This is a genomic window from Flavobacterium sp. (genome assembly GCF_044360715.1).
Taxonomy (GTDB): domain Bacteria; phylum Bacteroidota; class Bacteroidia; order Flavobacteriales; family Flavobacteriaceae; genus Flavobacterium.
The window spans coordinates 1-13013 of the sequence record NZ_JBIKJY010000020.1 but is presented as its reverse complement, the minus strand read 5'-3'; the positions used below and the strand labels follow the sequence as shown (position 1 = coordinate 13013).

Genomic DNA, 13013 nt, shown 5'->3' with positions numbered 1-13013 from the left:
GAAAATCTAAATAGTTGAAAATCAAAATGAATAAAGTAATTGCTTTTTTTCTAATTTTTTTATTGCAATCGTGTCAATTTTTCGATAAGAAAGTGCCAGATGAAAACGTATTATTAGAACAAGAACTCAAAAAAATAAATTGGAAACAAGTAGATGAATTTCCTTCATTTACAGCTTGCGATTCTTTATCTGATACGTACAGTAAACAAAGTTGTTTCTATGAAACATTGTCATATCAATTACATTCTAAATTGAAAGATGATAGTATTGCTAAATTGTTTCCGCAATTAGATACCATTCAAGTAAAAGTAATTATTTCTTCAAATTCGGATGTAAATTTTGAAGCCATAATTTCGGATTCTATTGCCTATAATAAAGTGCAATTAGATAGTATTTTTCAATTGCGATTAACTGATTTTCCGAAAATTAATCCAGCTATAAAAAGAGGTGTTCCTGTAAAATCTGAATTTCAACTTCCCGTTATTTTAAATAAAGAAGACTAATTTTTTATTTCAACTTTTTTCGGTTTAAAAATCAACACAAAATAACTCCCAATTAATACAGGTAAAACTACATTTGCCAGCCACATAAAAGTACTGATAAACAAAACTACGTAGTCATCAATGTGTAATTTATTGAAAAACCAAATCGCCACACTTCCTTTTACTACAAAATCTAAAAATTGAAAAGACGGCAACGAACTGGCAATAAAATATACCGCAGTTATTGTAGCCATTAACGTAAAATAGTCAATTTTTACGCCAAATAACAGAAATAAAAAATAATATTGATGCGAAAATGTTATATATCTTGCAAATGCCAATAAAATATTTTTCCGATGTGTTCTTTTAGGTATTTCACCAATTTTTTCTAAAAATAATTTTATTGAATAGCCTTTTATATTTGCGTTTTTTGTCAAAAACATAAAAACACCAATGAAAAAAACACTGGTTATAAGCACAATAAAGTAAAGCGTATAACCCAAAAATAAAAGACCGATTAACCCGAATAAAACAGCAATAATTAATTGAATTCCATTACAAATTACGTTTAAAAATAAAATTCGTTTGGTTTCGTTTTTTGGAAAATAAAGCGCTTTTCCTGCGTATTCGCCAATTCCGTTTGGAGTAAATAATCCTGCAGTTACACCAGCTAAGACTTGTTTTGTAGCCGTGTAAAGCGAAATTCTTTCAACTACTTCAACTAAATTCTGCCATTTCAAAATTTCTAAAAACCGATTTAGAAAACTAAATCCTAACATAAAAATTAACCAAGAAAGAGTAAATTTATGTTGTACTATCCCTGAAAATTGAGTCCAACTCAGTTTGTCATCGTGAGCTAATTTGTCATATATAAAATAAAAAGCACCAAAAACAATCGTAAGTTTTATTATAAGTGTGAGATATTGTTTAGTTTTGTTTGTAATCATTTTGCAAAGAAACAAAACTTTGAACTTGAAACCTTAAACCTGAAACAAAAATTTTGTCAAACGAACGCATCATTCTCGGTATCGATCCAGGAACTACTATTATGGGTTTCGGACTCATCCGTGTGGTAAATAAAAAAATGGAGTTTATTCAGTTAAACGAATTACAACTTAATAAAATGGACGATCATTATATGAAGTTGAAACGAATTTTTGAGCGAACTATCGAATTAATTGACACCTATCATCCAGATGAAATTGCTATTGAAGCACCCTTTTTCGGAAAGAATGTGCAATCGATGCTAAAATTAGGAAGAGCTCAAGGCGTAGCAATGGCAGCAGGTTTATCAAGAGAAATACCAATTACTGAATACGAACCCAAGAAAATAAAAATGGCCATTACAGGAAATGGAAACGCCAGTAAAGAACAAGTAGCCAAAATGCTACAACAACTTTTAGGACTTAAAACGTTACCAAAAAACCTTGATTCTACAGATGGTTTAGCCGCTGCGGTTTGTCATTTTTTCAATACGGGTAAAATTGTTGGAACCACAAGTTATTCAGGTTGGGATGCTTTCGTGAAGAATAATGAAGATAAAATTAGAAAATGAGAAAATGGGTCAATTAGAAAAGAAATAAATAGAAGTATCACATTATCAAATTTTCTAATTTAAACGGAACACTTTTAAATGAGCGGCATCTACATTCACATCCCTTTTTGCAAGCAAGCGTGTCACTACTGCGATTTTCATTTTTCTACTTCAATGAAGAAGAAAGAAGAAATGGTGTTGGCTTTGGCGAAAGAAATGGAACTTCGTAAAGATGAATTTGAAAAAGAAGTAGTAGAAACCATTTATTTTGGAGGAGGAACACCAAGCGTATTGTCTATTGACGATTTACGATTTTTGGTTGACGCTGTTTACCAAAATTATCAAGTAGTTGAACATCCAGAAATTACTTTAGAAGCCAATCCTGACGATTTAAATTCTGAAATAATTATTCAATATGCCAACTCGCCAATAAACCGATTATCAATTGGTGTTCAGTCCTTTTTTGATGATGATTTACAACTAATGAATCGTGCACACAACTCGGAAGAAGCTAAAAGATGTTTAGCATTTGCTACACAACATTTCGACAACATTTCTATCGATTTAATTTACGGAATGCCAAATATGAGTAATGAGAAATGGCTTCAAAATATAGAAACGGCGCTAAGTTTTAATATTCCACATATTTCCAGTTATGCGTTAACGGTGGAACCAAAAACAGCATTGTATAAAATGATAAAAACAGGTTTAATACCGAATTTAGATGACGATTTAGCACAACAACATTTTCATATTTTAATAGATAAGCTTCAAGAAAACGGGTTTGTACATTATGAACTATCGAATTTTGGTAAACCAGATTATTTTTCAAAAAACAACACCGCTTATTGGTTAGGTAAAAAATACATTGGAATTGGTCCGTCTGCGCATAGTTTTAATGGGAAAAGTAGAAGTTGGAATGTTTCAAATAATTCATTGTATTTGAAAGCAATTGCAGAAAATAAGCTCCCATCAGAAATCGAAATTCTATCAAAAACGGATCAGTATAATGAATATATTATGACGGGTTTACGAACCATTTGGGGTGTTTCTTTAGAAAGAATTGAAGCCGAATTTGGAAGTAACTATTTAGAGTATTTGCATCAACAAGCAGAAAAATATATTTCAGATAATTTGTTGACCGTTGAAAATAATATTTTAAAAACTACTAAAAAAGGAAAATTTTTAAGCGATGGCATCGCAAGTGATTTGTTTTTGCTAAATTTGGAATAGTTTAACCGCAAGGTTCGCAATGAGAAGCGCAAAGCTCGCATTTTATATAAGCCAAAATGATTAATATGACAGAAAACGAATTATCAAGAATTGTTTTTGATGCAGCATTAAAAGTACATCAAAATTTAGGTCCAGGACTTTTAGAAAGTGCCTATGAAGAATGTTTGTTTTATGAATTAAATAAATCGGGATTAAAAGTTGAGAAGCAAAAAGCGTTACCCCTAATTTATGAAGAAATAAAATTAGATATTGGTTATAGATTAGATATTATTTTAGAAGACAAATTAATTATTGAAATTAAATCAGTTGAAAGTTTAAATGACGTTCATTTTGCTCAATTATTAACGTATTTAAAATTAACAAATTGCAAATTAGGTATGCTAATTAACTTCAATGTGAAATTAGTAAAAGATGGAATAAAAAGAATAGCAAATAACCTTTAAAATCTTTGCGAACCTTGCGTAATACTTTGCGAGCTTTGCGGTTAAAAAAAATGAAAGCAATTATAAACAACTTCAACATCGACTTATCAAAACCCATTGATATTTCTTTACCTTTATCTAATACGGATGCTAATCCGATTGCTTGGTATATTGAAAAACCGGTAATTGAACCCGTAACTTTTGAAAATTGGACCGGAAAAGTATCGGAAGGGAGTTCAACCAATTTTAATAATATATTTTTCAATCCGCACGGACACGGCACGCATACTGAGTGTTTAGGGCATATAACTAACGATTTTTATTCGATTAATCAGTGTTTGAAACAGTTCTTCTTTATGGCGGAATTGGTTTCTATTTCGCCAGAAGTAAGAAATGACGATTTTGTCATTACGAAAAGTCAAATTGAAAATTCTTTAAATGGAAATACGCCTGAGGCCATAATCATTCGAACACTTCCAAATAGTTTAGGTAAAAAATCTAAAAACTATTCGCACACTAATCCGCCTTATTTGTTAGAAGAAGCGGCAATTTATATTCGAGAAATCGGAATTAAGCATCTGCTAATTGACTTACCAAGTGTAGATAGGGAAGAAGACGAAGGCAAATTATTGGCACACAAAGCGTTTTGGAATGTAAAAAACACTACAATTTTAAATGATGATGCCCGTTTAGATTGCACAATCACAGAACTAATTTATGTAGATGATTCCGTTTCTGACGGCACCTATTTATTGAATTTGCAAATTGCCTCTTTTGAAAATGATGCAAGTCCGAGCAAACCAGTTTTATATGCCATTCATTAATTTTCAATTACATTAGAAATTTATCTAAAATTTAAAAAATAAACTTCGTAGATAAAAAGTTTGACTCTCCTTCAGTTACAATTTTATTAATAATGGCTTTGTTGTCCTTATTTTCTTTAGTGGCAACTACAGTTCGTATCGAAAACGAACGAAGCGCATCATAAACCGAAAGTGTACCTTCCGCAGAATCTTTTCGACCTGTAAAAGGGAACGTATCAGGACCACGTTGACACTGAACATTAAGGTTTACACGTGATACTTGATTGACTAACCCATCAATTAAATGCGAAATTTCGTGGGTGTCCGTTCCAAAAATACTCACTTGTTGTCCAAAATTTGATGTAATCATATAATCAATCGGTTCTTGTAATTCTTTAAATGAAACAATAGGAACAATTGGTCCAAATTGTTCTTCGCGATACAATTTCATCCCTTCAGTAACAGGATATAGTACAGCTGGGAAAAACAAAGTACCATTTTGAATGGCGCCATTTTCATTCATAATTTTCGCACCTTTACTTTCGGCATCGGCTATGCAATCATTTAAATATTTGAATTTTTCTTCCTCTGGCAAAGGCGTAATTTGCACTTTTTCGTCCCAAGGCATTCCAAATTTTAAAGCATCTACTTTTTCGCAGAATTTTTTTATAAATTCATCTTTAATATTTTCGTGAACAAACAATATTTTTAAGGCGGTACAGCGTTGTCCATTAAAAGATAAACTTCCTAAAAGGCATTCTTCTATAGCATTTTCTATATTGGCATTTTCTAAAATTATCGCTGGATTTTTAGCGTCTAATCCTAAAATTGCTCGTAATCGGTTTACTTTTGGATGTGCTTTTTTTATGTCAGAGGCAACTTTACTGGATCCAATTAAGGTTAAAACATTAATTTTACCTGTATTCATTAACGGTTCAACAATTTCACTACCTTTTCCGTAAAGATAATTTACAACTCCTTTTGGAAAACTTTTTTCTATGGCTTTTGATAAGCAATAATGCAACAAACACCCGTGTTTTGGCGGTTTAAATAAAATTACATTACCCATAATTAAGGCTGGAATTAGTAAAGTATATGTTTCATTCAAAGGGTAATTATAAGGCCCAATACACAAAGTTATCCCTAAAGGCGAACGACGAATTTGACCAATAACACCTTCTTCTATAGTAAAAGTTGCCGATTTTCGTTCTAATTTTTTTAAAGATTCGATGGTGTCGTAAATGTATTTTATGGTTCTGTCAAATTCCTTTTCAGAATCTTTTTCAGATTTTCCAATTTCCCACATCAATAAATTTACTACTTCAGTTCTCAATTTTAGCATTTCGCCTACAAAATGTTCCACATAAGAAATCCTTTTTTCAACAGAAAACATAGGCCATTCTCCAAAACCATTATCATATGCTTTTTCGGCACTTTCTAAACATTCAAATGCTTCTGGTAAGCCCGTTTTCGGAATCTTTCCAATTAAAATACGTTCTAAATTTTCATCGGACGTTGGTTTGCAAATCGCTGCGTGAATTTCATTGAAAGGACCATTCCAAGATTTGAATGTTCCGTTAACCAAATATTCATTTTGATTAATAAATGGAATTTCTTTAGAACTTGCAGTTGAAAAAACATCAAATAGCTGATTTTTAGTGATATAGTTTTGCATTTTTTTTGTGAAAAAAAGTGAATAATAATTAAAATTAACCTTTTTAAAATTAATAAAGGTTCAACAATTCATAAATTTTATTTATTTTTGATAACATGAACATCCAACAACTATACGAATTTTGTCTTTTTAAAAAAGGAGTAACTGAACATTTTCCGTTCGATGAAGATACTTTGGTGTTTAAGGTAGGCGGAAAAATGTTTTGTTTAACTTCCTTGAAACAATGGGAAAGAAACGAACCAAGTTTAAATTTAAAATGCGATCCAGATAGAGCAGAAGTACTTCGAGCGGAATATGAAGCCATAAATCCAGGATACCATATGAGTAAAAAACATTGGAATACGATAGAATTTCATTCGGATGTGAATGATAAAATGATGTACCATTTAATTAATGACTCGTACGATTTGGTTTTTAAGAGCTTAACTAAAAAAATTCAATCTGAAATTCAAGAATCTGAAAATTAGGCATTACTTTTGATGTCAACAATCCATCAACTAAAAACTAAACAGAAAATGATCGACAATTTAAAAAAAATATTAAACGAAGACCAAGACCCAAAAGCGATTGAAAAAATCACCTCTAAATTGGAAAATTTATTAATGTCTAATGAAGAAGTAGGTTATATAGCGGTTCAGAAAAAACCTGCAATTACCGTTTTCCCTGATAGTATTGTGGTAACTAATAAACGCATTATTTTATGCAAACCCAAAAATTTAGGGTTATCTATGGAATTTATGGATTACGATTGGGATGATATTGCAGGAACATTTGTAAAAGAAGGTTTTTTAGGTGCCGATTTTTCTTTTTCAACGAAAACCGATTTAACACATACGGTAGAATATTTACCAAAAAATCAAGCACGTAAATTATATACGTATGCTAAAGAACAATTGGATATTTTGAAAAATGGGGTTGCGACAAACTTAAATTCAGTTGCAAATGCATCCGTTGAAATAGAAGAGGTTCAAACAGAAGAAGTAACGCATTTTGCAGAGATTATGCCTGCAGTTCAAGATACAGAATTAGAAGAACCTATTCCGTCGCACGAAAAAAAGCTTTCCGAGTTATCAAAAGAGGAATTATTTGACAAACTTAATAATTATAAAAAACTGTTAGACAACGGTTTAATTCTTCAAGGAGAATACGATAGATTAAAAAATGAAATATTGCCTTTTTTGTAATAATAATTCACTTTTTTTTAACTATCTAGTTGATTTTCAAAATAAATTTATTATTATTGTAACGAAATAACTAAAACTAAAAATATGAAAAAAATTACTTTAATCGCATTATTGTTTGCCGCTTTTCAAATGAATGCGCAAACAATAGTTCAAACTACACCTCAGAATAAAAAGGTTATTCTTGAAGAATTTACGGGTGTAAATTGTGTTTGGTGTCCAGCTGGACATACAATAGCTAATGCTATTAAGGCATCAAATCCTAACAATGTATTTTTAATAAATATACATGTTGGAAGTTTTGCTACACCAGGAGTTGGTCAACCAGACTTTAGAACTCCATTTGGAACAGCTATAGTGAATCAAACCGGAATAGCAGGTTATCCAGCCGGAACAGTTAATCGTACAGTATTTCCTGGTAGTGCTCAAAACGGTACAACTGGTACAGCGATGAGTAGAAATTTCTGGACTGCTGCTGCAAATCAGACTATAGCACAGTCCTCATATGTAAATGTAGCAACAACAGCAACTATCAATGCAACAACTAGGTTATTAACTGTTTTAGTAGAAGCTTATTACACAGGGTCAAGTCCGGTTGCAACAAATAAATTAAATGTGGCTTTTTTACAAAATAATACCGTTGGTCCTCAGACTGGAGGAAATGCAGGGGATAATTATAATCACCAACATAGATTAATTCATATGTTAACAGGACAGTGGGGTGAGACTATTAATACCACAACAGCTGGCACATTTGTGACTAAAACTTATACTTACACCATTCCGGCTGATTATAATAATATCATCGCAGAAATGGGCGAATTTGAAATTGTTGCTTTTATGGCTGAAACACAGCAAAAAATTATTTCAGGTAATGGCGCAGTTCCTACTTATACGGGGTTAGTTGCAAATGATGTTAAATTGAAAGAAGTTCAAAATATTGAAAGTCAATGTACATCTCCAATCGCACCAAAAATTAAAATCCAAAATTATGGACAAACAGCTTTAACTACATTACCTATTACGTACAGTGTAAATGGTGGCACACCACAAGTGTATAATTGGACGGGTAATTTAGTTTCATTTGCAAAAGAATCGGTTACTTTACCTGCAATTACATATAATTTAATAAGTAGCAATGTTTTAAATGTTTCGATTCCTGCAGACGCAAATGTATCTGATAATACGGGTTCTGTTAGTTTTGCAAAAGCAGCTGTAACTACAGATACTAATATTACAATTAAAATTACACTTGATCAATATGGTTCAGAAACGTCATGGCAGTTATTAAATTCAAGTAATACACCTGTAGCAACAAGTCCAACCTATACAAATGCAGCTGGTGCAGGAGCATATCCTCAAGCTGATATAAACTTAACATTACCTTTTGATTGTTACAAGTTTGTTATTAATGATGCTTACGGAGATGGTATGGATAGTGGTTATGGTGTTGGTTCTTACCAAGTACTTGCAGATGGTGTTTTAATCCCTGGTATTGAGGGCGGCGCTTTCGGTTCCTCAGAAACTAGTGTATTCCAAGTGGCTAATATTCTTGGTGTAGAAGACTTTAATACAAATGAAATTACATTATATCCAAATCCTTCTAATGGTATTTTCACAATTAGTGCGCAATTGCCTACAGATGTGGTTGCAATTGACGTTACAGGTAAAGAAGTTTTCAGAATGTTAAACATTAACAACCAAACAACTTTAAATTTAACCCAACTTCAAAAAGGACTTTACTTATTAAAATTGAGTAACGAATTAGGAGAGCAAACAAAAAAAATAATAATTGAATAATTAAATAAAAAACCATGAAAAAAATTGTAATCCTTTTGTTTGCCGTTATTTCGGCTATTAGCTGTAGTAAAGACGATGAGCAAACACCAACTCCAGAACCAGTTGCAAATACGGCACTTAAAGTTTTTAATAAAACTACTGGAACTGAAATTAAAGATGGAGATGTTTTAACTTTTACTTCTATTTCATCACAAGGCGGTGCTAACGAGTTAAAATTTTATTTTAAAAATACTTCTGCAGCCCCTATAAATACTAAAGTTAAGTTTATTTCTTTTGATGGAGTTCCTGATACTAGTTATTTAAGTATTTGTATTGGCGCGCAATGTTTGTCTTCAATTATTACAGGTTATTCCTATCCACTAAGTTCGGAGCCAATAATAACTATTCCTGCTAATGGAATTGTAGGAGATGTTGAGGGCTATAAAATTTTTAACACTACAACTCCTGTTTCACCAGCTGCTAAAATTGATTATGTTTTTGAAGCATATCAGTACGATGCTAACGGAACTCCTGTTGGAAATAAAGTACGATTTACTTACAGATATCAGCAATAAAACAGATAACATATTTGTTTATTACAAGTGAGTCCATTGGGCTCACTTTTTTTTTAATATATTGTATTTCAAATCATTAAACATCCCTGTAGAACAAATTCTACATTAAAAACAACTTTTATTTGTTAATTTATTAAAGAATACTTTTTATATTTGCAGTTAATTTAAACTGTAAAACAATGCGAATTTTCTTTATTATATTTTTATTTTTTATAAGTAAAGTTGTTGTTGCTCAACAGCTTCATCACGAAATGATCAGCGCACAAGGAGGTTCTGTTACAACAACTAATGGGCAATTTGTAAGATATACTGTTGGTCAACAATCTGTTACAGGTACTTCTTCTAACGGCTACGTAGTACAACAAGGTTTTCAACAAAGTAATTGGGGTAAAATTTTGGAACAGAATACCATATCTATTATCACAACCGTTTATCCAAATCCATTTGTAAATGAAGTAAATTTTTCATTTTCAACTTCTCCAGGAGAAAAAATTTCAGCTTATGTTTTTGATGTGTTAGGTCGTTTGGTTTATTCTGAAGATATTAAAAATGAAAATAATTCAATTAAATTAAATTTAGTGCAGCTTTCTACAGCTGAGTATTTAGTAAAACTAACATCTGAAAAATTTGTTCATTCAGCAAAAATCATAAAAAAATAATTTGTAAAATTTCCCAAAATCTACCAAATAATACATTAATTAAACACTTTTTATTATGAAAAAAGTATACTTAATTATTACGTTTTTTATATCGATACTAGCATTTTCACAAAATGGAATTTCGTATCAAGCATTAATAATTAATCCTTCTGGAGAACAATTACCGGGGGTAAACAATAACAATGTACCTTTATCAAATAAACTAATCTGTTTGAAATTTTCTATTATAGATTCAAATTCTAATTTAGAATATATTGAAACACATAAAATAACTACTGATGCTTATGGTATCGTAAATTTAATTATCGGAACAGGTAATCAAATTGGTGGATATGCTTCTTCTTTTTCAAACATACTTTGGAACAATACAACCAAAAATTTAAAAGTTGATTTAGATGTTAATGCAAATTGTACTTATTATAATGAAATTAGCAATCAACCATTTACTTATGTACCATTTGCTTTTTATGCCGCAAATGCTAATGTTAAGGAAGCCACCACAATAAGTACAGGAGTTATTCAGCTATCTGGAGATCTGGGTGGTATTGGCACAACGGCAACAACCCCAATTATTTCTAATAACGCCATTACTTCTGCTAAAATTTTAAATGGCGCAGTAACACCAATTAAAATAGCTCCTGGCACAAATAATAGCGTTTTAATAACCGATGCCACTGGAAATGTAGCTTGGATAAACAGTGCCTCTTTAGGTGCGGTTGCCGACATGACTTCTATCGAAGGCGCAGGAACAACAGCCAATCCATTTAAAGTTAAAGACTTAGGAATTATTACGGCTAAACTAGCAAACGGAGCAGTAACCACACCAAAACTAGCCGATGCTGCAGTTACCACAACAAAAATTGCATCAGGAGCAAACAATACAGTTTTAGTTACCGATGCCACTGGAAATGTAGCTTGGATTGATAGAGCATCTTTTGGTGCGGTAGCAGACATGACTACCATTGAAGGCGCAGGAACAACAGCCAATCCATTTAAAGTTAAAGACTTAGGAATTATTACGGCTAAACTAGCAAACGGAGCAGTAACCACACCAAAACTAGCCGACGCTGCAGTAACCACAATAAAAATAGCATCAGGAGCAAATAATACGGTTTTAGTTACCGATGCCACTGGAAATGTAGCTTGGATTGATAGAGCATCTTTTGGTGCAGTAGCAGATATGACTACTATTGAAGGCGCGGGAACATCAACTGACCCTTTTAAAGTAAAAGACTTAGGAATAGTAACTAATAAAATTGCAGATTTAGCGGTTACCAATGCTAAATTAGCTCCTAATGCAGTAACTACCGATAAAATTTTAGATGGCGAAGTTCAAACAGCGGATATTAAAAATCTAAACGTTACTACAACAAAACTTGCAGATGCAGCAGTTACACCAACAAAAATAGCATCAGGTTCAAATAATACGGTTTTAGTTACCGACGCCACTGGAAATGTCGCGTGGGTAGATAGAGCATCATTTGGAGCTATTGCAGACATGACTACCATTGAAGGTGCAGGAACATCAACTGATCCTTTTAAAGTAAAAGACTTAGGAATTGTTACGGCTAAACTTGCAGATGCTGCAGTTACAACTCAAAAATTAGAAAATGGCGCCGTTACAAACGCTAAAATAGGTGAAGTAATTTCTGTGCCAAACGGAGGAACAGGAGCAGCAACTTTGACAGGATATGTTGTAGGCAACGGTGTTAATCCGATGACAGCAGTCACTTCAATTCCTGTTGCAGATGTATCAGGTGCGCAAACAATAGCGAATTTAACTACAAATATAGCTTCAAATTCAGGTTCAACTACTTTGTATCCAAGTGTTTCTGCAGTTGAAACTTTTGTTGCTAATAGTGCTACACCAGATGCGACAACTTCCGTAAAAGGTAAAATAAAATTAACAGGAGATTTAAGCGGTACTGCAGATTTACCAACAGTTCCTGGTTTGGCTTTAAAAGCACCATTGGCTTCTCCTGCGTTAACAGGAACACCAACTGCACCAACTCCTACTACAGGAGATAGCAGTACACAAATAGCAACTACCGCTTTTGTAAGTTCGGAAATAAGTGCAGCAGTTTCAAATGTAACTATAGTTGACGCAACAACTACAGTTAAAGGTAAAGTTCAATTAGCGGGAGATTTAGGCGGAACGGCAGATGCCCCAACTGTTCCTGGATTGGCATTAAAAGCACCATTGGCTTCTCCTGCGTTAACAGGAACACCAACTGCACCAACTCCTACTTCAGGAGATAGCAGTACACAAATAGCAACTACTGCTTTTGTAACTTCGGAAATAAGTTCAGCAGTTTCAAATTCAAATGTAACTATAGTTGACGCAACAACTACAGTTAAAGGTAAAGTTCAATTAGCGGGAGATTTAGGCGGAACGGCGGATGCCCCAACAGTTCCTGGATTGGCAAATAAAGAAAATACGATAGTTCCAGGAACTACTTCACAATATTGGAGAGGCGATAAAACTTGGCAAACGTTAGATAAATCGGCTGTAGGTCTAGGTAATGTGGATAACACGGCAGATACAGACAAACCTATTTCAACTGCAGTTCAAGCAGCATTAAATACTAAAGAAAATTCAGCAAATAAATCAGATGTTACTACTTTAGGAACAAGTGATGTTTTGTTTCCTACACAAAATGCAGTTAAAAC

At 32.6% G+C, this 13013-nt stretch carries 13 protein-coding genes; 11 read left to right on the top strand and 2 right to left on the bottom strand.

Going from position 1 to position 13013, the window contains the following annotated elements:
* The first annotated feature begins 26 nt into the window (after window positions 1-26).
* Window positions 27-503, top strand: coding sequence for a hypothetical protein (locus tag ACIQ16_RS07655; RefSeq protein WP_353077421.1), 477 nt, complete (start codon window positions 27-29; stop codon window positions 501-503).
* On the opposite strand, the gene ACIQ16_RS07650 is transcribed toward ACIQ16_RS07655, so the two are convergent.
* Entirely contained in the window at window positions 500-1429 is a 930-nt protein-coding gene (locus ACIQ16_RS07650; protein ID WP_396150237.1) for a hypothetical protein, read from the bottom strand. The genes ACIQ16_RS07655 and ACIQ16_RS07650 overlap by 4 nt on opposite strands.
* 53 nt (window positions 1430-1482) lie before the next feature.
* On the opposite strand from ACIQ16_RS07650, the gene ruvC reads away from it, so the two are divergent.
* From ruvC to ACIQ16_RS07630, 4 genes are all read left to right on the top strand, one after another.
* On the top strand, window positions 1483-2037 hold the full coding sequence (ruvC, locus tag ACIQ16_RS07645) for a crossover junction endodeoxyribonuclease RuvC (RefSeq protein ID WP_396150235.1): 555 nt from the start codon (window positions 1483-1485) through the stop codon (window positions 2035-2037).
* Between the two features lie 78 nt (window positions 2038-2115).
* Window positions 2116-3249, top strand: a complete 1134-nt coding sequence (gene hemW / locus ACIQ16_RS07640; protein WP_396150233.1) for a radical SAM family heme chaperone HemW — start codon at window positions 2116-2118, stop codon at window positions 3247-3249.
* A gap of 65 nt (window positions 3250-3314) precedes the next feature.
* Window positions 3315-3692: a GxxExxY protein gene (locus ACIQ16_RS07635; RefSeq protein ID WP_396150231.1), complete on the top strand. Its 378-nt coding sequence runs from the start codon at window positions 3315-3317 to the stop codon at window positions 3690-3692.
* 50 nt (window positions 3693-3742) lie between these two features.
* Entirely contained in the window at window positions 3743-4495 is a 753-nt protein-coding gene (locus ACIQ16_RS07630; RefSeq protein ID WP_396150228.1) for a cyclase family protein, read from the top strand.
* 31 nt (window positions 4496-4526) lie between these two features.
* On the opposite strand, the gene ACIQ16_RS07625 is transcribed toward ACIQ16_RS07630, so the two are convergent.
* Window positions 4527-6149: an NADP-dependent glyceraldehyde-3-phosphate dehydrogenase gene (locus ACIQ16_RS07625; protein ID WP_396150225.1), complete on the bottom strand. Its 1623-nt coding sequence runs from the start codon at window positions 6147-6149 to the stop codon at window positions 4527-4529.
* A gap of 95 nt (window positions 6150-6244) precedes the next feature.
* Between ACIQ16_RS07625 and ACIQ16_RS07620 the strand changes: the two genes are divergently transcribed.
* From ACIQ16_RS07620 to ACIQ16_RS07595, 6 genes are all read left to right on the top strand, one after another.
* Window positions 6245-6616: an MmcQ/YjbR family DNA-binding protein gene (locus ACIQ16_RS07620; protein ID WP_396150223.1), complete on the top strand. Its 372-nt coding sequence runs from the start codon at window positions 6245-6247 to the stop codon at window positions 6614-6616.
* Between the two features lie 48 nt (window positions 6617-6664).
* On the top strand, window positions 6665-7333 hold the full coding sequence (locus tag ACIQ16_RS07615; protein WP_396150221.1) for a PH domain-containing protein: 669 nt from the start codon (window positions 6665-6667) through the stop codon (window positions 7331-7333).
* An 84-nt stretch (window positions 7334-7417) separates the two neighbouring features.
* A complete protein-coding gene (locus ACIQ16_RS07610) occupies window positions 7418-9130 on the top strand; it encodes an Omp28-related outer membrane protein (protein ID WP_396150219.1) in 1713 nt (570 codons plus the stop codon).
* 14 nt (window positions 9131-9144) lie between these two features.
* A complete protein-coding gene (locus ACIQ16_RS07605) occupies window positions 9145-9684 on the top strand; it encodes a hypothetical protein (protein WP_396150217.1) in 540 nt (179 codons plus the stop codon).
* 251 nt (window positions 9685-9935) lie between these two features.
* Entirely contained in the window at window positions 9936-10343 is a 408-nt protein-coding gene (locus ACIQ16_RS07600; RefSeq protein WP_396150215.1) for a T9SS type A sorting domain-containing protein, read from the top strand.
* 55 nt (window positions 10344-10398) lie between these two features.
* Window positions 10399-13013, top strand: a 2615-nt coding sequence (locus tag ACIQ16_RS07595) for a beta strand repeat-containing protein (RefSeq protein ID WP_396150213.1), incomplete at its 3' end; no start/stop codon positions are given.

What these genes read in the sequence shown, in the direction of transcription:
- ACIQ16_RS07655 (WP_353077421.1), top strand. Translation starts at nt 27, where the DNA reads ATGAATAAAGTAATTGCTTTTTTTCTAATTTTTTTATTGCAATCGTGT.
- ACIQ16_RS07650 (WP_396150237.1), bottom strand. Translation starts at nt 1,429, where the DNA reads ATGATTACAAACAAAACTAAACAATATCTCACACTTATAATAAAACTT.
- hemW (WP_396150233.1), top strand. Translation starts at nt 2,116, where the DNA reads ATGAGCGGCATCTACATTCACATCCCTTTTTGCAAGCAAGCGTGTCAC.
- ACIQ16_RS07635 (WP_396150231.1), top strand. Translation starts at nt 3,315, where the DNA reads ATGACAGAAAACGAATTATCAAGAATTGTTTTTGATGCAGCATTAAAA.
- ACIQ16_RS07630 (WP_396150228.1), top strand. Translation starts at nt 3,743, where the DNA reads ATGAAAGCAATTATAAACAACTTCAACATCGACTTATCAAAACCCATT.
- ACIQ16_RS07625 (WP_396150225.1), bottom strand. Translation starts at nt 6,149, where the DNA reads ATGCAAAACTATATCACTAAAAATCAGCTATTTGATGTTTTTTCAACT.
- ACIQ16_RS07620 (WP_396150223.1), top strand. Translation starts at nt 6,245, where the DNA reads ATGAACATCCAACAACTATACGAATTTTGTCTTTTTAAAAAAGGAGTA.
- ACIQ16_RS07615 (WP_396150221.1), top strand. Translation starts at nt 6,665, where the DNA reads ATGATCGACAATTTAAAAAAAATATTAAACGAAGACCAAGACCCAAAA.
- ACIQ16_RS07610 (WP_396150219.1), top strand. Translation starts at nt 7,418, where the DNA reads ATGAAAAAAATTACTTTAATCGCATTATTGTTTGCCGCTTTTCAAATG.
- ACIQ16_RS07605 (WP_396150217.1), top strand. Translation starts at nt 9,145, where the DNA reads ATGAAAAAAATTGTAATCCTTTTGTTTGCCGTTATTTCGGCTATTAGC.
- ACIQ16_RS07600 (WP_396150215.1), top strand. Translation starts at nt 9,936, where the DNA reads ATGATCAGCGCACAAGGAGGTTCTGTTACAACAACTAATGGGCAATTT.